Source organism: Prauserella marina (assembly GCF_002240355.1).
GTDB lineage: Bacteria > Actinomycetota > Actinomycetes > Mycobacteriales > Pseudonocardiaceae > Prauserella_A > Prauserella_A marina.
Genome location: NZ_CP016353.1, coordinates 324,093 through 343,527, shown reverse-complemented (window position 1 = coordinate 343,527; position 19,435 = coordinate 324,093). Strand labels below are relative to the sequence as shown.

15 protein-coding genes and 2 tRNA genes are annotated in these 19,435 nt (G+C 68.8%); 4 read left to right on the top strand and 13 right to left on the bottom strand.

Features of this window, described 5'->3' with window-relative positions; genetic code table 11:
- Nucleotides 1-273 precede the first annotated feature (273 nt).
- Nucleotides 274-687, top strand: coding sequence for a hypothetical protein (locus BAY61_RS01360; protein ID WP_091801480.1), 414 nt, complete (start codon nucleotides 274-276; stop codon nucleotides 685-687).
- A 9-nt stretch (nucleotides 688-696) separates the two neighbouring features.
- Here BAY61_RS01360 and mobF read toward each other — a convergent pair whose 3' ends face one another.
- The 7 genes from mobF to BAY61_RS01325 form a co-directional block, all read right to left on the bottom strand.
- Nucleotides 697-5,130 (bottom strand): MobF family relaxase, encoded by a 4,434-nt coding sequence (gene mobF / locus BAY61_RS01355; RefSeq protein ID WP_245865662.1) that lies wholly within the window; start codon nucleotides 5,128-5,130, stop codon nucleotides 697-699.
- 235 nt (nucleotides 5,131-5,365) lie between these two features.
- Nucleotides 5,366-6,277 carry a DUF2637 domain-containing protein gene (locus tag BAY61_RS01350; protein ID WP_091801475.1) on the bottom strand — a complete coding sequence of 304 codons (912 nt, stop codon included), beginning with the start codon at nucleotides 6,275-6,277 and terminating at the stop codon, nucleotides 5,366-5,368.
- Nucleotides 6,277-6,873, bottom strand: a complete 597-nt coding sequence (locus BAY61_RS01345; protein WP_091801472.1) for a GGDEF domain-containing protein — start codon at nucleotides 6,871-6,873, stop codon at nucleotides 6,277-6,279. The genes BAY61_RS01350 and BAY61_RS01345 overlap by 1 nt, the downstream gene beginning before the upstream one ends.
- Complete coding sequence (locus BAY61_RS01340) at nucleotides 6,870-7,535, bottom strand: hypothetical protein (RefSeq protein WP_176879644.1); 666 nt, start codon at nucleotides 7,533-7,535, stop codon at nucleotides 6,870-6,872. Before BAY61_RS01340 ends, BAY61_RS01345 begins: the two co-directional genes overlap by 4 nt.
- The gene (locus BAY61_RS01335; protein ID WP_091801470.1) at nucleotides 7,535-7,963 is read right to left on the bottom strand and encodes an SsgA family sporulation/cell division regulator; all 429 of its coding nucleotides are present in this window, start codon (nucleotides 7,961-7,963) and stop codon (nucleotides 7,535-7,537) included. Before BAY61_RS01335 ends, BAY61_RS01340 begins: the two co-directional genes overlap by 1 nt.
- Complete coding sequence (locus BAY61_RS01330) at nucleotides 7,963-9,894, bottom strand: type IV secretory system conjugative DNA transfer family protein (RefSeq protein WP_245865659.1); 1,932 nt, start codon at nucleotides 9,892-9,894, stop codon at nucleotides 7,963-7,965. Before BAY61_RS01330 ends, BAY61_RS01335 begins: the two co-directional genes overlap by 1 nt.
- Before the next feature lie 14 nt (nucleotides 9,895-9,908).
- On the bottom strand, nucleotides 9,909-10,172 hold the full coding sequence (locus tag BAY61_RS01325) for a helix-turn-helix domain-containing protein (RefSeq protein ID WP_091801465.1): 264 nt from the start codon (nucleotides 10,170-10,172) through the stop codon (nucleotides 9,909-9,911).
- A gap of 156 nt (nucleotides 10,173-10,328) precedes the next feature.
- Between BAY61_RS01325 and BAY61_RS01320 the strand changes: the two genes are divergently transcribed.
- Nucleotides 10,329-11,162: a sigma-70 family RNA polymerase sigma factor gene (locus BAY61_RS01320; protein WP_091801462.1), complete on the top strand. Its 834-nt coding sequence runs from the start codon at nucleotides 10,329-10,331 to the stop codon at nucleotides 11,160-11,162.
- A gap of 3 nt (nucleotides 11,163-11,165) precedes the next feature.
- The gene (locus BAY61_RS01315) at nucleotides 11,166-11,975 is read left to right on the top strand and encodes a protein phosphatase 2C domain-containing protein (RefSeq protein WP_091801459.1); all 810 of its coding nucleotides are present in this window, start codon (nucleotides 11,166-11,168) and stop codon (nucleotides 11,973-11,975) included.
- On the opposite strand, the gene BAY61_RS01310 is transcribed toward BAY61_RS01315, so the two are convergent.
- The 5 genes from BAY61_RS01310 to BAY61_RS01290 form a co-directional block, all read right to left on the bottom strand.
- Complete coding sequence (locus BAY61_RS01310) at nucleotides 11,970-13,217, bottom strand: tyrosine-type recombinase/integrase (protein ID WP_245865656.1); 1,248 nt, start codon at nucleotides 13,215-13,217, stop codon at nucleotides 11,970-11,972. The genes BAY61_RS01315 and BAY61_RS01310 overlap by 6 nt on opposite strands.
- Before the next feature lie 240 nt (nucleotides 13,218-13,457).
- Nucleotides 13,458-13,533: transfer RNA gene (locus BAY61_RS01305), tRNA-Arg, on the bottom strand.
- Between the two features lie 55 nt (nucleotides 13,534-13,588).
- A tRNA-Ser gene (locus tag BAY61_RS01300) sits at nucleotides 13,589-13,678 on the bottom strand.
- An 81-nt stretch (nucleotides 13,679-13,759) separates the two neighbouring features.
- A complete protein-coding gene (locus BAY61_RS01295) occupies nucleotides 13,760-15,739 on the bottom strand; it encodes an acetoacetate--CoA ligase (RefSeq protein WP_091801456.1) in 1,980 nt (659 codons plus the stop codon).
- Between the two features lie 45 nt (nucleotides 15,740-15,784).
- A complete protein-coding gene (locus BAY61_RS01290; protein WP_091801452.1) occupies nucleotides 15,785-16,435 on the bottom strand; it encodes a dienelactone hydrolase family protein in 651 nt (216 codons plus the stop codon).
- Nucleotides 16,436-16,540: 105 nt separating this feature from the next.
- Here BAY61_RS01290 and hisC point away from each other — a divergent pair, with 105 nt between their 5' ends.
- Entirely contained in the window at nucleotides 16,541-17,599 is a 1,059-nt protein-coding gene (hisC, locus tag BAY61_RS01285) for a histidinol-phosphate transaminase (RefSeq protein WP_091801449.1), read from the top strand.
- 6 nt (nucleotides 17,600-17,605) lie between these two features.
- Here the strand turns inward: hisC and glmS are convergent, their stop codons facing one another.
- Nucleotides 17,606-19,432 carry a glutamine--fructose-6-phosphate transaminase (isomerizing) gene (gene glmS / locus BAY61_RS01280; protein WP_091801447.1) on the bottom strand — a complete coding sequence of 609 codons (1,827 nt, stop codon included), beginning with the start codon at nucleotides 19,430-19,432 and terminating at the stop codon, nucleotides 17,606-17,608.
- Nucleotides 19,433-19,435 lie beyond the last annotated feature (3 nt).

Below are 19,435 nucleotides of genomic sequence, written 5' to 3'. Positions count from 1 at the left end.
TCGGCGGAGGCTCGCCAGCAAGGGATCAGGCCGAAAGATGTTGGCCGCGCGCTTTTTGCGGCCAAGATGTTTCGGACCCCTTGCTGGGGAGGTGCCGTCGTGGTAACCGGACTTGTGTGCCGCAGACGAGGTGAGTGGCTACGTTTGTCGCGTATGAAGAGAGCTGCGCCGACCGGAGGTCGGCCCGGTTTCCCGACCGCAGAGGTCGGGTCGCAGTGCTGTCCCACCGTCTGGAGCTGCTGCGTTGTCGGTGGTGGGTGGCACCATCGAGGTGTGGAGTTGACGGGCGCTGATCTGGACCGGATCCCGGCGCGCAATGTGCGTGTGCCGGTGGTCGAGTTCGCCCGGGTGTGGGTGGCCGCCGAGCGCCAGCTGGCCGAGGATCAGAGCTGGGGCACGTTCGGTGTGGTGGCGACTTGCCGCTGGCTGGCCGGCGCCTCTGTTCCGAATATCACCGGTGGTCGGGAGATGGCGAAGGCTCCGGTGACCCGTCGTTCCGGGTCTGCCTATGAGGAGTTGATCGCGGCGGAGTGCCAGGCGGCGGAGGCGATGCTGTTCCGTCGGCCGGTGCCGCCGCGCGTGCTCAGTCAGCCGGGCTGGCTGGAGGCGGTGGTGGCGACATTGGCGTGGGCCTGGCGTCGCACCGGCCCCGCCCCGATCACCGTCCCGGAGAGCACGCGCGGCTGACCGTCGGCGTCATCGCATCAGCGCCGCATCGTCCTCGGCTGCCTGCTGTTCGACAGCGCCGTCCTCGGCGTGCCGTCGAGCCAGTTCGGCGCTCACAGCGAGTTCGGCGGCGTGCTGCTGGTCGAGTTGCTGGCGTTGTTCGATTTCCAGCAGTGCCCGCTGTGCGCGGGCGACGGTGTCGGCGGTTTCCTCCGCGGTGGGCACCCGCACCGCGTCGTGGTGCTCCGGCACTTCTTCGTTGACGGCGCTGTCGCGAAGATCGGCGACCTCGGTTTCGGCGGCGTCGGGGTGCGGTTCCTGCTCGATCGCGGCGACGTCGGCGCTGCGCTGCTCGGTGACCTCGGCCAGGTCTTGCTCGTCGGTGACCTCGCGGTGCTGGTCCTCGATCTGGGTGTCCTCGGCGTGGGCGGCTAGCCATTCCTCGGCGGTGACGACAGGTTCGGGCTCGGTGTCGTCGACGTGGCGGGCCGACAGTTCGGCGTTGGCACGGTCGGCGGCGGCGCGGGTTTCGGCGGTGTGCGCCAACCACAGCGCCCGGACGTCGTCGGCCTCGGCGAGCTGGCGGGCACGCTGGTCGAGCACCTCGGCCAGGGCCTCGGCATCGTCGGCCTCGCGGGTGAGCCGTTCCCGCTCGGCCTCCTCGGTGGCGGCTTGGGCTTCGGCCCGGCGCATCGCGGCGGCCTGGCGTTGGGTCTCGGTGGCCTGACGGGTGCCGGCGAGTTCGTCGGCGACATAACCCGGTCCCCATGTGGCCTCGCGCTCGTGGGCGCGTACTCGCATGAGCAGCTGGCCGTCGGACATTTCCAGCTCGTCGCGACCGGACTCGGGGCGACCCAGCGTGCGCCAGGCGGCGCGCCACGACGCGTAGGTCTCGACCTGTCCGGCCTTGGGTGCCGCGCCGAGCGCGGTCTCGGGGTCGTCGTGGCCGGTCAGCTCGCGGTGCGCGGCGACGATCCCGACCTTGGCCTTCCAGGCGTCGACCGCGGCCGGTTCTTCGGGCGGGGCACCGAAAGCTTCAACGACCCATTGGTCCGGCTGTTCGGCCTGCTCGGCGGCCAGGCCCTCCCGCCGCTGGTCGGCGGCCCCGGCCAGCGACTGCAGGTAGGTCCGCCACTGGGGATCGTCGACCTGGGGCAGCCAGTCGGTGTAGCTGTCGCCGGTGGGGTCCAGGGTGGTGCCGGTGGCGATGCGGTGGTGCAGCACGTTGGTCAGCTGTCGTGCCCCGGTGAGTGGGTGGCTGGCGACGGCATCGGTGAGCACCTGGCGGGGGTCATGGCCGGCGAGTTCGGCGCGGCGCAGCAGTCGGGACAGGGTGGGGCCGCCGTCTTCGACGGCGATGCGGGCGCGCTGCTCGGCGGTGAGGTGGCCGGTGTCGACGAGCTGGTCCAGCCAGCGGGCGGTGCGCCCGGCGGTGGCGAGTTCGGTGGCGTCGGCCAGCAGTTCGGCGGGCGTGCGGATGGCCTCGGTCTCCTGTGTCGACTCGATGGCCGCGGCGAGTGCGGACTGTTGCGGGTCGGCGGTGTCGAAGGCTCCGGCGAGCACGGCGGCGGGGGCGCGGTGCACGGCGTCGAGAGCCGCCCCGTCGGGTGCGTCGACGGGCACAGCGCGGGTGGTGACGTGCGCGGTGTTGCCGTGGCGGCCGCGGGACATGCCGACGTAGAGGGCTTCGGCGCTGGTGTTGGCGGTGATGACGGTGTGGCTGCGGTCCACGGTCAGGCCTTGGCCGCTGTGGACGGTGGAGGCGTAGCCCAACGCGACGTGCTCGGCGACGTAGCCGCCGGGCAGGGTCATTCGTTCGCCGAGCTGCTCCCCCGCTGAGTCGCGGCCGAGGATGGGGGCGACGACGAGGCCGCCGTCGTCGCGGGTGGCGAGGACGCGGTACTGCTCGCGGTTGATCGGGCCGCGCCGGTTGCCCTCGTATCCGGCCAAGTCCCAGCCGTTGAGGCGTGCCTGGATGAGGTCACCGGTCCCGGCGTAGGTGCCCTGCAGTCCCAGCGGCACCCCTTGCTCGGCGACCTTGCCGAGCCGCACGAGTTCGGCGCGCAGGTCGGCCGAGAGGCGGGCGGCTTGCTCGTTGGTGTCGACGATCAGCAGCGAACGGTGCCCGTCGAGGGTGTCGGCGAGCCAGGCGCGGGCCGCGGAGGCTTCGGCCTGCTCCAGGGTTCCGCCGTCGAGCAGGCGGCCGTGTTTGTGGTAGTCGCCGAGCACGGTCTCGTCGCCGTCGCGCAGACGCAGGGACGCGGTGCGTTCCCACTCGGCGGCGAAGCGGCGGGCCTCGACGAGTTCGTAGGCCGCACCCGCGTCGGCCATGAGGTGCATACCGCCCCCGGCGCCGACAGCGGCGAGTTGGCGGTGGTCTCCGGTCAGCAGCAGCTTGGCGCCGGCGGCGGTGACGTGCTGGTGGATCGCGGCGAGGTCGGCGGTATTGGCCATCGCCGACTCGTCGACCACCACCAGATCGCCCGCGGCCAACTGCCACTGGACATCGTCGAGGGCGCGGCCGCCGTCGGCCAGTCGTCGCTGCGCACCGAGCCATTGGGTGATGTTGCGAGCGGTGAGGCCTTCGCCGGCGAGGACGTCGGTGGCGATCTGGCTGGACGCCAGACCCACGACCGTGCGCTGCCGGCCCTCCCACAGCGTGGGGTCTTGCCAGGCCTTGGCCAGCGTGCCCACCACAAAGGACTTACCGGTGCCCGCGGGGCCGACGAGGGATTCGACGCTGGCGCCGGAGTTGAGCACGCCGCGCACCGCGGCGGCCTGATCGGCGCCGAGTTCGATGCCGGACTCGGCGATCCCGGTCAGGAAACGCTCGATCGCGGACGCGACCAGCGCGGGTGCCTCGGCGCGGGCGGTCGAGGCGACGAGGGCGCGTTCGGTGTGCACGTGCTCCGGGGTGGCGTACAGGCGCTTGCCCGGCGCCTCGTACACCGAGACCCCGTTCGCCAGTCGCAGTTCGTCCGGCAGTTCGGCCGTGCCGGGGCGTTCGGCGTCCAGTGGCACCGCCAACTCCAGGCCCTGCTCGGTGAGCGTGTCCAGCAGGCGCGCCATGTCCTGCCCGGTGAGGTCGCCGAGCTGGTCGGGCAGTGCGTCGCTGATCGCCCGGGTCAGGTCCGGCGACGTCCACCCGGCCTTCTTGGACTGGACATCAGCCAGCGCGGTGGCCAGCACTTCGTTCGGCGCCCACGCCACGGGCTCGGCTTGTTCACTGCTGTGGTGCAGGACATCCTTGGCGACCTGGGCGAGGCCGCCGGCGACCTCGGCGCGCAACTGCCGGTCCCACCGCTCCAGCCGGGCCTCGACGGTCTCGCCCTCGTGGGACTTGGCGTTACGGGTGGCGAAGGTTGCCTGACGCTGCAGCCGGTCCAGCTCCAGGGTGTTGGGCTCCCGGCCGAACTTGGTCTCGAACGCCTCGACCAGCTCGCGCGTGCGGGCGGTGATCGCCCGGCGACGGGAGCTGAACAGCTCCATCACCTCGGGGCTGATGCCGACGACCTCGCGGGCCTTGCCGTCCGGGCGCGCGGCGAAGCGCACCCCGAGGGCGTGGGCGAGGTGTTCCTCAGTCGTGCGTTCGGCGACCGCGGCGGCCGCGGCCCGGAATTTGTGGATCGCCTTCGAGTCCAGCGTTCGCCACTGGCCGTCGGCGCCCTCGACGCGGTTGAGGATCGCGTTGTGGATGTGCAGCTGCGGGTCGTGGTTGCGGGAGTCGTGCTGGAAGAACGAGGCCACCACGAAGTCGTGCGCGTCGATGAACCGCCCGGCGGCGCCGCCGTGGTGCCCGATCCGCGAGTAGCCGGCGTGCTCGGACAGGTAGTCCAGGGCGGCGCGGTTGCCCGCCCAGATGGCGTCCTCGACCGCGTCGCGGTGCGCGCGCCACGACTCTGCCGCCCACAACGCCTCATCGCGCTGCCGCTCGAGTTCCGCGACCTCGTCCGGTGCGGCCGTGTTCAGCGCGGCGGCCGCGTGTTCGGCGGCGTGTTCGGCGGCGACCTGCTGAGCTTCGAACGCGGTGTGCAGGACGGTCACCGACTTCTGAACGCTGAACGTCGCGTCCAGAAAGGGCACGTTCTTCCGGACGCGCTTGCCCGCGTCCAACCGGAGTTCGGCCCGGCGTTCAGGACTGGCGTCCGGTTCGCGTTCCAGCGCGGCCGCGTACAGCTCCTCCTCGCTCTGATACTTGCGTCCGGTGTGGCCCAGAGTGGACGCCCCACCCCACCGGGCGGGGTCGCGGAAGAACTCGTCACGCGGGTCGACGAAGCGCTCGTAGAGCGCGGTCATGTCCTGCTCGTCGACCAGCCCCGTGAGACCGAGCTTTTCCGCGCCGGCGCCATACCAGCGGCCCGGCGGCTCCCCCGCCGCGACCGCGCCGGTGTAGTAGTTCTCCCGCCCCGCGGCGACCTCGTTTGTGAGGTAGTCGACCGAGTAGCCCGTCGAAATCGTCAGCATCCTGACCACCCGACCAAGATCAACTCACCCTGAACGGAGATCAACAACGCGGGTCGTGTCCCGGGCGCCGGCCACGGCGCACCGGCCCATCTGATCGTGATGCCTAGGTGTGCTCTGTCGTTCTGCTCTTCTACTGGAGTCGTCGTGAGGGTGACTGTGCTGCTGTGCTGAGTCGTGGACATGGTCGTGTAGTTGGAAAGAGTTCTGGCGGCTGGTGCTGTGCTGGTGGTCGCGGTCATGAGGTGGCCTTCTGCTGGTCGTGCTCGTGGACCAGGTGTAGGGGTGCGGGCTTGTCTCGCAGGGCTTTGAGGGCCTCGCCTGCTGTGCCTCGGGATACCTCGGCCAGTTCCATGAGCTGGGTGACCGTGGGCAAGCCGTTGTGCTCGATGGTGTAGCGCTGGGCGGCCTCGTCGGCGCGCTCGCGCGCCGGGGCCTGCGCCCGCTTGGCCTCCACCCGCCGCGCCGCGCCGGACGGCCGCGACTGAACACCTGGCGACGACGCCGACGGGGCCTCGACCGGACGCGACGGCTGAACAGGCTGGACGCGCTCGCGGTGAACACCCGGCTGAACAGCCGAGGTCTGAACGCGTTCGGGCTCAACGGCGGGAAGCTGAACGGTCGGCCGATCATCCGACGTGGACAACACAGCGGTGTTGGACGCGGGCGCGCTCTCGGCCGCCGGGGCGACCGGACGCTCGCCGGAGTTCTCGGCCGTCGAGTTGTTCACGGTCGGACGGTCGGCGGCGATGAGGAACAGCAGGTGCGCCACGATCGCGGCCGCGACCGCGGGCCACGCGCCGACGCCGAAGCGCAGCAGCGGGGAGGCATCCCCGACTCCCCCGGCGAGGTAGCTGGCCTGCGCCAGACCGGACAGCCCGGCGGCCAGCACCACCACGGCCCACGCGTAGCGCCGTGCCGACCCGGTCAGCCGGGCGGTGGCGACGTAGGCGACCAGGGCCAGGCCGTCGGTGATCAGCGGGTACAGCCACGCGATCACGGTCGGCACCGCGGCCGCTGCCGCGACCTCATAGAGGCCGTGCGCGGTGGCCACACCCGCACCGAGGGCCACGAGCAAGCCCGGAAGCCACAGCCCCCACACAGCCCACCCGGACCTCGGGCTCTCGGTGCTCGTGCTGGTCGTGTTCATCAGGCGGCGTCCTTTCCGTGATCACGCAACCGCGGCGCCGACTCGGTCGTCGGCAAGCCGGGGACGACGTGGCGGGCGCGCTTGACCGCGTACATGGCGGTGTCGGCGGCGTGCAGCAACTCGGCGATCGGGGTACCGCCGGGGCCCGTGGCGTGACCGACGCTGGCGGTCATCACCAACTCGCGGCCCGCCACCGTCACCGGGCGGGACAGCGCCTCCGCGATCTCGGCCGCCCGCCGGGCGGCGGCATCGGACCGGGTGGCGCCAAGCCAGACGGCGAACTCGTCACCGTGCAGTCGCACCGCGACCTCGCGCCGAGTGGTCGCGGCGTGCAGGCGGTGGGCGAACGCGGCCAGCAGGGCATCGCCGACCCGGTGGCCATGGGTGTCGTTGACCTGCTTGAAGCGGTCCACATCCAGCAACAGCACGCCCACCGACCGGCCGCGACGAGCACGGCCGGCCAGCGCCTCGAGTCGGGAACGGTTGGGCAGGCCGGTCAGCTGGTCGAACGCGGTCCGCCGCCACCAATAGCGCGCGACGAACACCGGCACCAGCCACACGGCAGCGAGCACGGCAACCAGCACGGTCGTGGTCATCGCCGACCACCACCCGCGCGCCGTTGCACCGTGGCCGCCGCCGCGTAGTGCTCGTCCTCAGGCTCCGGCGCGGCCTGCTCGCGGTGCGTGGCCCACCACGCGCTGATCGGTGCCATGGCCTCGGTCAGGGGCACGACGGGGCTGCCGGTGTGGTTGCCGCGCTGCTGGTGGTTCTCCAGCGAGCAGTTACCGCCCAGCGTCTTGATCCTCCGCACCACACCGGGCCGGTAGCGGTCGTGCCAGTCCCCCGCCCGTGCCACGGTGGCCTTCTCGTCGCGGTAGGCGGCCAGCCACGCATGCATCAGCCACAGCAGTTCCTCGACGATGTCGGGATGCCAGAGCCAGCACTCCGGAAGGTTCTGCGCGGCATCGGCATAGCGCAGGAACACCAACCGCATCCACCACGCCAGCTCTTCCAGCGCCTCCCGCGTCGCGGCCGGTTCGGTGGGCATGTCCAGCCACGACGGCGTGCACCCCGCCGCAGGGCCGGGCCCGGCCTGGCGAGCGGCCAGGTACTGCACCACGCGGGCGAGCTCATCGATCTGGTTCGACAGCGCCGTCACCGGCTCGACCGCCTTGCGCAGGCCCTCGACCTCACGGGCCAACCCGGCAACGGCGGCGGTACTGGCGAAGGTCTGGTCCTTGCCCTTGTCGCCGGCCATCACGCCTCACCCCCGCCCAGGGCGGCCAGCTCGGTCTCCCAGTCGATGTACTCGGATTCGCTGCCGATCGCCACGACGTGGTCGAAGCGGTCCACCGCCGCGTCGACCTCGGCGCGGCGCAACACCAGCTCGAACCCGACCCCGGGGGCAGTGCGCAGGATGATCGACACCCGCTGACGCGGCATTCCGGGCGCAGGGCAGACGTGCACGGCGCCGAGACCTTTACCGCGGCTGGGCACGTGGACAAGCAACGAGCGGGCGAACACCCACCGCGCCCAGGCATCGGTGTGGAAGACCTCCAGCGCGACGGCGTAGGGGTCGTCCGGGTCGTAGGACAGGCGCACCCGCCGCGATCCCAGGTCCTCGACCTCGCAGCCCTGCTGGTGCCGCCGGGCCTGGGCGACGTACTCCACCGTGATCACAGACATCACCGGCCACCTCCGTCCACATCGGCGTGCACGCGCGTGCCGCTGGCGGTGGTGTGGCGGCGGTCGACGTCGAGGTGGACGCCGAGCTTCTGCCGGACACCGGCGTATTTGTCCTGGCTGGCCCACTCCTCGGCGCGGTCAGCGAAGCGCTGCCAGCCCTGGCCCCAGCGCTCCAGCCGGTCAGCCCAGACGTTGGCGCGGCGGGCGGCCTTCACGTCGCGGCGCTTCCACGCCATCTGCACCCGACCGACCGCCGGGGCCAGACCACGGCGGATGATCACCACCCGGCCGGCGGGAAGCTGCGCGAACTGACCCGGGGAGAGCACCGGCACCCGCCTGGTGGTCACCGAAGTCACGGTGCCGTCGGTGTCGCGGGTCTCCACCCGCTCGTCCCGCTCCCCTGTCAACGTCGAATAGGCGTTGAGGTCGTCGGCATCGCGGGCTCCGCCGAAGATCAGCACCGTGGCGGCGTTGTTCAGGATCGCCCCAGCACCGGTGTCGCCCCAGCGCTTCCGCAGCTGCGCACGAGACTGCGCGGCGATGTGGATGGTCACGTTGCGGCCACCCATGTCCGCGGTCCAGTTGTCCAACGGCAACGGGCAGATCAGCGCCGCCTCATCCAGCGCCAACGTCAACGGCGGATCCAGTCGCCCGCCGGGCTGCGATCCCGCGATCCGCCGGGCCTCACGCGCGATGTGCCCGGTCAGAGCCGTCACCAACGGCGCGACCTGCGCGTCCTCGGCGCCCAGCATGTACACCGTGCCCCGGTTCGCCAGCAGCTCGGCGACATCGAACGAGCCCGAAGCCGCGGCCTTGGCGGCCTTCTCATCGGTCAGCCAGCCCAGCGAGGGCATGATCGTGGCGCAGATCGACGACCGCGTCCGCTCGTTGGTGCCCAGAAACTGCAGCGCGTCCGACTCGTAGGCCGGTTCCGGCGAGCGGCGCAGGAACCGCTGCACCTCGTTCGCCGCACCGTCCGGGTCCGCCACCCACGCAAGCACGTCGCGCATCGTGGCCCCGCCCAGGGCGGCGGCGTGCAGCAGCGCGGCCAGCACCCGTCGGGCCTGCCCGGCCCAGTACTCCCGGTCCCCGCCATCACCAGGAGCGGCGACACCGGCGATCAGATCCGCAGCGCGGCTCGTCGCCGCCGCCGGGGCCTCGCACCCCGACAACGGGTCGAACGTGATCGTCGAGGGCAACGAGCCATCGCCCACATCGCTGGGGTTGAACACGTGCACCGGGCCCCGCAACCTGCGCACAGGACCAGTGACCTCAACCAGATCGGTGCGGGTGCTCGTGGCGATCACCGCACCCGGCGCGTCGAGAATCCGGCCGGCCAGCTCGCCCGTCTTACCCGTGCGAGGACCACCCAGACGAAGAGTGACGTCCTCGACCGTCGACCACACCCGCAACCCACCGACCCGGGCCACCGGCGTAGCCAGCTCCCGCGTCGGTACCCGCAGCCGCTGCCACGACGTCAGACCCTGCAAGCTCGGCCGCAACACGGTCGCCTTGCGGCGCACCGCGAACCGCGACGCCGACCGCAGGATCGACCACCAGGACGCAACTCCATCATTGCGGCGCGACCGGCGCGACCAGCGATTCACCAGACCCGCCGAACCACCGCGCTGCCGCGACCACACCACCGCAGCACCGACCAGCAACACCACGCCGCTGATCAGAGCCCACGGCCAGTACGAGTGGCCCGGAGTGTTCGCGGGAACCCAACCCGCAAACCACGCGCCCAGCCCAGTCAACCCGGCGCCGGCCAGTGCCGCGCGAGGCAACGCCTCATTCCGGACCGACGCCACCGCGCACACGAGAAGCACCACAACGCCCGCAGCGATCGGCCACGGCCAGTACAGCGCCAGCTCACCCGACGCACCGCGAAGCAGCAGGCCCACCGCGATCAAGCCGGCGCCCAGCGCCACACTCCTCAACCCGTTCATGCCGCACCCCCGGCAAAGCCCGAACGCTCAGCCCAATCGGCAATGTCCAGGCATGTGCCGACCGCAAGGACGTCCGTGATCAACCGCTCAAGCACGACGCGTGGCACGACATAGCGGCCGCCGATCTTTACTGCCGGAAAGCGCCCACTCCGCAGGTGGCGGTACAGGGTCGACTGGTCCAAACGCAGCAGGTCGGCTGCTTCCGCGACGTTGTAGAAGACAGGTGCCGGCCGGTCCGGTCCCGCGCCCGCCGAAGTCATTGCGTGTTCCACCTGTGGCCTCCCAGCCAGCCGCTTCGGTTGATTTAGCCCCCCTAAACCGATGCGGCGCGTTTGGTGTCGATGTTGTTTAGGGGGGATAAACGGCACTCTAGGCGCCTCTCGCGGCACGAGTCAAGCCCCTCTAAACTCCCGGACATGGCGGACGTCGACGACTTCGACTCAGTGCTCCGGGAGCCTGACCCGGTGAGCCGTGCCCGCCGCGCGTCAAAGCTGCTGACCCACTACCAACAGCGGGCGACCGAGCTGGCGCGGCTGCGCAAAGCGGCCATCGAGCAAGCGCACCGCGAGAAGCACCTGAGCTACACCGAGATCGCCGCAGCTCTGGGCATCTCGAAGGGACGAATAACGCAGATTCGGAGCTCTGCTCCAGGACCTGAGCGTGCCTTCTTCGGTGTCGGGCCTGTTCAGGTTGGCGTTCCACTCCGTCGGGGAACCGATCACCGCATGCGGACCTACATCGACGCGTCAGACGCTCTCGCGCAAGAGCAAGCCGAAACCGTCTTGACGAGCCTGTCACTCGCCAGCGAGCGCTTCTCCATCGAGCCAGAGCTCGAAAAGCTGCCAGACGGCGACGCCGTGATCATCTGCGGACCGAGGTCAGCTCCGGTTGCAGGCCACCTACTCGAGAACGACTCCAAGCTCGGCTTCGCAAAGGAAGATGGGCGCTGGCGAATCGAGGACCACGTGAGCGGCGAGCAGTACTACTCGCCGCGACTTGAGGACCCGCCCAGCCCTGCTGACTTCGGCTACTTCGCGCGCCATCGCATGGGCGATCGAGTCGTCGTGCACGTTGCGGGCATCACCGCAGTCGGATCGAGTGGCGTGCTGCATTACCTGACGTCGAACGTGCGCGAGCTTTACAACAAGCTAGGTGACACTTCGTTCAGCATGGCCGTTCGCTGCACCTTTGCCTCAGACGAAACGACCATCACTGGCAGTGAACTCGTTGCAGGCCCGTACGGTTGGTAACCGATGCAGGTAGCGAAGGCTCAATGGCCGGGATCTGAGCGCAGCCAGGACCGCGTGTTCGTGACCGACCAGACCACGATCGTCCTCGACGGTGCCAGTGCATTCGTGCCAGTCGATGTGCCCACCGAGGCTTACGTAGACACGTTGGGCCAGTACCTGGTCCGAACTTTGGCCGAATGGCCCCAGCGCGATACCGCTGACGTCGTCGCAGAATCGATCTCGGCAACTGCCCACACCCTCCGGCTGGTTCCCGGCGCGTCGCCGTCGAGCACAGTCAGCATTGTTCGGCGGCGGGAGAACACTGTCGACCTCTTTGCGCTCGGGGATAGCGCGATCTACTACGGGCGCGACGATGTAACGAGTCGCCTGTGCGACAACCGCATTGCCGAACTCGGCATCGCCGAGCATCGCGAGTACCGCGAACGTCTCGCCCAGGGGCATGGGTACGACGACCAACATCGTGAACTGCTCAAAAGGCTGCAGCTAAGCCAACGCAGGCAACGGAACCAGCCAGGTGGTTACTGGATCGCTGAGGCAGATCCAGAAGCGGCACGCAACGCCCTTGTCCGGACCCTAGACGCTCGCAGCATCAGCTGGGCACTGCTCGCTACTGACGGAGCGTACGGTCCGATCACTCACCTTGGCCTTGACGACTGGCCCAACATCGCGGGGCTCGATTCCAAGGGACTCGCAACTTTGTTGCAGCGGTGCGCCAGTTGGGAAACCGAGGATGACTCTCACGGCAAGGAAAATCCGCGCGCCAAGGTCGCCGACGACAAAGCGTTGGCCGCAGTCATCCTCACCGACCTATGAAAATGACGTCGGCAGCTTCGGCATCCGTTTGCCGATCATGCTCGCTGCGGCCTGGTCCGCCGCACCGACCCAAGCGGCGTAGTGCCGCAATGTTGTTGTTCCATCACCATGCCCGAGGCGGCCGGCGACAGTGCGCAGGTCCACTCCCGCAGTGAGAAGCTCCGTGGCCGAGTAGTGGCGGAGCTGTTTGAGCTGGGTGTCGATCCCAAGCTCGGCCACCAGCCGCGAGTACCGACGCGTCAGCGAACTCGGGTCGCGCGGCTGGCTCAGATCAGGCTTCGCCGAGAACAGCCAGGTCTGGCCGGTCAACTCCACACCCAGACGTCGCAGCTGTGTGGCCGACGCCGATCGGTGCTGCTGCAGCAAAGTGACCGTGTCCTCGTCAACGGAAACGCGGCGTCCCTGATGGGTCTTGGTGTCCTTCACGATCATGCCGTCAGGGCCGCGCACGTAGTTCTCGTCGAGAACGACGATGCCTGTGTCCATGTCGATGTCTTCCCACTGCAGGGCAACGACTTCACCACGGCGGGCACCGATAACAGCTGACAGCCACACATATGTGCCCCACCACTCGGCATCCCTGTACGCAGCCTCGACGATGCGGGCCATATCGGTGGACGACGGCGGCCGCGGCTGTGGCCGGCGCTTCACCGGCAACCGCACCGCGGGCGCCGGGTTGTAGGCAATCCAGCCCCATCGCACGGCAGCACTCAAAGCACCGCTGATAATCGCGTGCACCTGGCGAACGCTCGATGCCGAGTACGGCGTGCAGACATGCTGCTGACACTCAAGGACCTTGCAGCCAACCTCCTCGCAGTCGTGCTCCGGATAGCCCGCCGCCGGCCGCCGCCCCGGAGGACGACGATGCTGCACCTCACGACACTCGTGTGGCCCATCAACCCGGTGCTCGACGAAAGGCCGGCCGCTACACCGCTTGCTGCAGCGGCGAAGATCAGCGTAGAAGCGCTCAAGCCTTTCAGACGCGTCTCGAGTGAGCAGCAACAGCGGAACGTCACCAAGCTCCGGACGGATGTACTGACGGATCGCGGACTCGTAGTTCATCCGCGTCGTCGGATCGATCTCGTGCTGCGGCAGCCAACGGTCAAGCAACGCGCCGAACGTCGACTTCGTACGCGCCACCTTCAGATCGTCAGCCTCACCCTGCAGGCGGGTCAGGACCTTCTGAGCCTCCCGGTACGCCGCCTGCTCGGCCTTGCGGTCGCCCGGCGGGCTGATCGGCACCGTCTCCCTCAACAGCAGGCGGTCACCAGTCACAGGATCGTTGCCCGCGGACACACGAACCCGGAACCCGGAAGACCGCCGCTCGATGTTCCCTCGCTGACTGGCCCTGCCTCGTCCTGCCGCCCCCATGGACACAAAGCTAGCAACCGCTGTGCCCCAAACTGTGCCCAAAGATCAACAACTTGAGCGCTCAGCTCTCCCGAAATGCAAGAAACCCGCTGGTGACAGCGGGTTTCTTGTTGGCGCGCCCGAAGGGATTCGAACCCCTAACCTTCTGATCCGTAGTCAGATGCTCTATCCGTTGAGCTACGGGCGCATGTTCAGTTGTTCTCGACCGGAGTCGAGTGATGCTCAGCTAGGCCGAGCACCGGCGGAGGCTCCGGGATTTGAACCCGGGAGGGGGGGTTACCCCCAACCGCATTAGCAGTGCGGCGCCATAGACCAGACTAGGCGAAGCCTCCCAGGTCACGACCACTGCTTAAACAGCGTACACAGGTCCCTCCCACCCCGATACAGCACCCCCAATCTTCCCGCTGACCAGGTCATTTCCGGTCTGCGAGCGCGACGAACGGGGCCAGCGAGGCGGGATTGGCGAGCGCGTCGCGGCTGACCGCCTTCTCGGGGTCGACCCCTCGCAGGATCTTCTTGACCGGCACCTCGCACTTCTTGCCGTTGAGGGTGCGCGGGATGTCGTCGACGATGACGAACCGGTCGGGGACGTGCCGAGGCGACAGCGCCGCCCTCAGTTCCCCGCGCAAGGCCGGTTCGAGTTCGGCCATACTCGCTCCTCTCGCGAGGACCAGGAAGCACAACAGCTCGCCCTCCGCTCCCGCCGACGTGTCGATGACGAGCGAGTCCAGCACCTCGTCGAAGCCCTCGACGACGCGGTAGAACTCCGAGGTGCCCATGCGCACCCCGCCCCTGTTGAGGGTCGAATCGCTGCGACCGTAGATGACGGCCGATCCCCTGCTCGTGATCTTGATCCAGTCGCCGTGCCGCCACACGCCAGGAAAGTCCTCGAAGTACGCCTCCCGCAGCCTGCTTCCGTCTTCGTCGTTCCAGAAGAACACCGGCATCGACGGCATCGGTTTGGTGATCATCAACTCGCCGACCTGGTCGGTCACCGGGTTGCCGTTCTCGTCGTACGCCTCTACGGCGGCACCAAGACAGCGACAGGACAGCTCACCCAGCCACACCGGCACCGTCGGCGCTGAACCGACGAACGCGGTGCACAGGTCGGTCCCACCCGAAACGGAACAGATCTGCACCTGCTTGCCGACAGACTCGGCAATCCACCGGAACCCCTCGACACTGAGCGGCGCGCCGGTCGAGCCGAGCGCGCGCACCGAGGAGAGGTCGAACCGTTCGGCGGGACGCAAGCGCTGCTTGAGGCAACTCTGCACGAAAGGCGCCGAGGTACCGAAATACGTGATCCGATGTTGCTCGGCGAGCCGCCACAACACGTTGAGGTCCGGATGCCCCGGACTTCCGTCGTACAGCACGACCGTCGAGCCGACGAGCAGACCGGAGATGAGGAAGTTCCACATCATCCAGCCGGTGGTGGTGAACCAGAAGAACCGCTCTCCCTGTCCCAGATCGCATTGCAGCGCCAGCGCCTTCAGGTGCTCGACGGTGATGCCGCCGTGCCCCTGAACGATGCCCTTAGGGAGGCCGGTGGTCCCCGACGAGTACAGCACCCACAACGGATGGTCGAACTCGACGGGATCGAAGGCGAGCTCGGCATCCGCGTGTTCGGCCAGCAGCGCGTCCCAGTCACGGACTCCTGGCAGGGTCCCGCTTCCGACGTAGTCGACGAGCACGGTCGCGGAAAGCTCGGGCAACCTCGACCTGAGCTGTTCGACGGTCGGTCTTACGTCGAACGATCGTCCATTGTAGACGTATCCGTTTACGGCGACGAGTACCTTCGGCTCGATCTGGGTGAACCGATCGGCCACCGCGCTCACGCCGAAGTCGGGAGAGCACGACGACCACACGGCACCGAGGCTTGCCGCCGCGAGAAAAGCAACCAGCGTCTGCGGACAGTTGGGCGCCAGCGCGACGACCCGGTCGCCCTTGCCGACACCGAGTGACCGCAAACTCGCTCGCGCGGCCGCGACCCGCCGCCGCAACGCGCCGAACGTAAGCTGCTCACTGACGCCGTCTTCCCTGTGAAAGATGACGGCAAGTTCGTCGTCGGCTTTCTGGGCTCCGCCGACACCACCGGTGAGCGCGTGCTCCGCGTAGTTCAGCTCCGCACCGGAAAACCACCGCGCGCCAGGCAACTCCAAGCCGGAAAGCACTTCATCGGGCGCCTTGCGCCATCGCACCCCGAGGTATTCCGTGACAGCGGACCAGAACTCGTCGATCGAATTCGTTGAGAATTCCCACAACTGTGTGTAATCGGCAAGGTCGACCCCGCGTTCAGCACTCAGCCATTCGCGAAAGCCTTCGATTCTGGCTCCGGAAACCCGGTGCGGATCCGGCCGCCACAACACTTCGGGGACGTCGGCTTCGGCGCTCATGCCAACGACCCTAGGCTACGACGGCCGCCATTTCCTCGATCGAACTCAGCGCAAGTGCGCGTCGAACCAGGAGAGCGTGCGCTGCCATGCTTCGGCAGCGGCGGCTGGATCGGCGTCGAAGCGGTGGTTGGCTCCCGCGTAGCGAACGACGTTGGTCGCGACCTTCGCCTCCGCCGCCGCGTCCCTGAGCCGCTCTACCTGTGCCGCGTCGGATTCGCCTCCCGAGTCGCCGTAGATGCCGAGCCACGGGCTGGTGAGGCTGCCCGCGATGTCGACAAGGGCAGGCAGCTCGTCGGAGACCGGCTTGTCGATGCCACGCCCTCCCACGCTGACCGCGGCCCCCAGCGTGCGGTTGGCCGCGACGACGAGCGCAGCCGTGGCACCGAGGTCGAAGCCGACGACGCCGAGCAGGTCACCGCTGATGCCGCGCTCGACGAGCCAGGCGAGCGTGGTGTCCGTCGCGGCGAGCACGTCCGCTCCGTTGAGCGGGTTTCCGTCTTCGTCGATGTGCGGCGCGACGGCGAGCCAGCCTTCGCCCGCGAGACCCGCCACCAGCAACCGCACCGCGTCCGTGATGCCACCTGCTTCATGGAGAACGACGAGGCCGCCCCTCACGACGCCTTCCGGTTCGGTGAACGAGAGGCGGACTGCTCTGCCGTCTGTGTGCTCGTAGTCCTCGGTGCGGGTCTGCGTCATCTCTCTACTCAACCACCGACACCTGACCCTCAGTCAACGTGAGGTTGCGGATATCGGGCGAGATAAGTTGGGTGGCGAACCCGTTCGACTTCCGAGGAGCCGCACATGTCCGCCCCCATCAACCCGAGGGCCGACCTCGCAGCACTGCCGGCCTACGTCCCCGGGCGGTCGGTGCCCGGCGCGATCAAGCTCGCGAGCAACGAGGTGCCAGGCGGCCCGTTGCCGAGCGTCGCCGACGCGATCTCGCACGCGTTGCAAGAGGTCAACCGGTATCCGGACATGGGGTCGCAGGCATTGACGGCCCGGTTGGCGGACGAGCTGAAGGTCCCCGAGTCGCGCATCGCGATCGGCTGCGGGTCGGTGTCGTTGTGCCAGCAGCTCGTGCAGGCGATGTGTGCGCCCGGCGAGGAGGTGCTGTACGCGTGGCGCTCGTTCGAGGCGTACCCGATCGTCACGCAGGTGGGCAACGCGACCTCGATCAAGGTGCCGCTCGACGGGACCCACACCCACGATCTCGCCGCGATGCTGGCCGCGATCACCCCGAAGACCAGGCTGATCTTCGTGTGCAATCCGAACAACCCGACGGGAACGGCCGTGCGCAGGCGGGAGCTGGCGAGCTTCCTCGACGCGGTTCCCTCCGACGTGCTCGTCGTGCTCGACGAGGCCTACCGCGAGTTCGTCACCGACGAGGAGATCCCCGACGGACTCGAATTCGTCGCGGACCGGCCCAACGTAGCCGTTTTGCGAACCTTCTCGAAGGCGTACGGGCTCGCGGGACTGCGAGTCGGCTACGCGGTCGGCCACGAGGACGTCGTCACGGCGTTGCGCAAGGTGTACGTGGCGTTCAGCGTCAACACGCTCGCCCAGACCGCGGCGATCGCCTCGCTCGGCGCGAAAGACGAGCTGCTGACCAGGTGTTCCCGCATCGTCGAGGAACGCGGCAGGGTGCGGACGGCGTTGATCGAGGCCGGTTTCGAGGTGCCGGAGACGCACGCGAACTTCGTCTGGCTTCCGCTCGGCGAGCGCACGGTGGCCTTCGCGGAGCACGCGCTCGACCGCAAGGTCGTCGTCCGGCCCTTCGCGGGTGACGGGGTGCGCGTCACGGTCAGCACCCCCGACGAGAACGACCTCTTTCTCGAAGCGGCCCGCGCCTTCGAGCGCTGATCGCGGCTACTCGACCGTGACGCTCTTGGCCAGGTTCCGCGGTTTGTCGATGTCCCTGCCCAGTTCCGTCGCGAGGTGGTAAGCGAGCAGCTGTAGCGGAATGCCGAACAGGATGGGGTCGAGTTCCGGCTCCGTCCTCGGCACTCGGAGCTCGGCGTCGGCGAGCCCTTCCGGCAGCGTCGCGTTGGTGACGGCGATGACGGGTCCTCCCCGCGCCTTGATCTGTTCCATCGTGCCGATGTTCTTTACGAGCAGCTCGTCGTCGGGAACGATCACGACCGAAGGCATGCCGCTGTCGATGAGCGCGATGGGCCCGTGCTTCAGCTCGCCCGCCTGGTATGCCTCGGCGTGCACGTAGGAGATCTCCTTGAGCTTCTGCGCGCCTTCTCTCGCGACCGGCCAGCCCCTGACCCTTCCGACGAAGAACATGTGGCGCGCGCCCGCGAACCGCCTCGCCGCGTCCGCGACGACCTCCTCAGTCTCGAAGACCTCCTCGACCCGCCGCGGCAGCGCGTCGAGCGCGGCGACGATCCTGCGGCCGTCGGCGACGGAAAGGTCGCGCACCCTGCCGAGCAGCAACGCGAGCATGGCGAAACAGGTGCTCATGTTGGTGACGGCCTTTGTGGACGCCACGGACACCTCGGGGCCCGCGTGGAGGAAGACACCGCTTCCGCATTCGCGGGCGATGGCGCTGCCGACGACGTTGACGGCACCGATGACCCTTCCTCCCTTGCGGGTGAGTTCCTGCACGGCGGCGAGCGTGTCGGCCGTTTCGCCGGACTGGCTGACGGCCACGTAGAGGGTTTCCGGATCGACGACGGGGTCGCGGTAGCGGAACTCGGAGGCCGGTTCGGCGTCGGCGGGCAGCCTCGCGAGTTCTTCGACGAGGTTCGCGCCGATCTGTCCCGCGTAGTAGGCGGAGCCGCAGCCGAGGAACTTCACCCTGCGGATGGAGCGCAGCTCGCGCGGGTCGAGGCGGAGTCCACCGAGGTGGGCGGTGGAGAACCTGCTGTCGAGCCTGCCGAGCAGTGCCCTGCGCATGGCCTCCGGTTGGTCGCCGATCTCCTTGCGCATGTAGTCGGCGAACCCGTCGAGTCCGTAGTCGGCTTCGGTCAGCTCGACCTCGGTTGGGGTCTTGTCGGTGCGGCGTGCCTGCAACGTGCTCGTGCGGTAGTCATCGGCCCGCAGTGTGGCCAGCTCGCCGTCGTCGAGGTAGACGACGCGCTGGGTGTGCCGCACGAGCGCGGCGAGATCGGAGGCGATGAACATCTCGCCGTCGCCGATGCCGAGCACGATGGGACTGCCATTGCGGGCGACGACGAGTTCGCCGGGGTTGCGCGCGTCGAGGACGACGATGCCGTAGGCGCCCTCCACCTCCCGCAGCGTCGAACGCACGGCGTCTTCGAGCGAACCCTGTTCTTCGGCGAGCCTGGCCGCGATGAGGTGGGCCAGGGCCTCGGTGTCGGTGTCGGAGACGAACTCGACACCGGTCGCGGCGAGCCGAGCCCGCAGTTGCCCCGCGTTCTCGATGATCCCGTTGTGCACGACGGCGACCCTGCCGGTGGCGTCGGTGTGCGGGTGCGCGTTGGCGTCGTTCGGCTCGCCGTGGGTAGCCCACCTCGTGTGCCCAATGCCGACGACGGCAGGCTGGTCCTCACCGACGAGGGCTCGCAGTTCGGCGACCCTGACGGCCGCCTTCGTCACCCGCAGCCTGCCCCTGTGCGGCAGCGCGATTCCCGCGGAGTCGTAGCCCCGGTACTCAAGCCGGTGAAGGCCCTCCAGCAGGATCGGCGCAGCCGGTCTGCTGCCGAGGTAGCCGACGATTCCGCACATGGT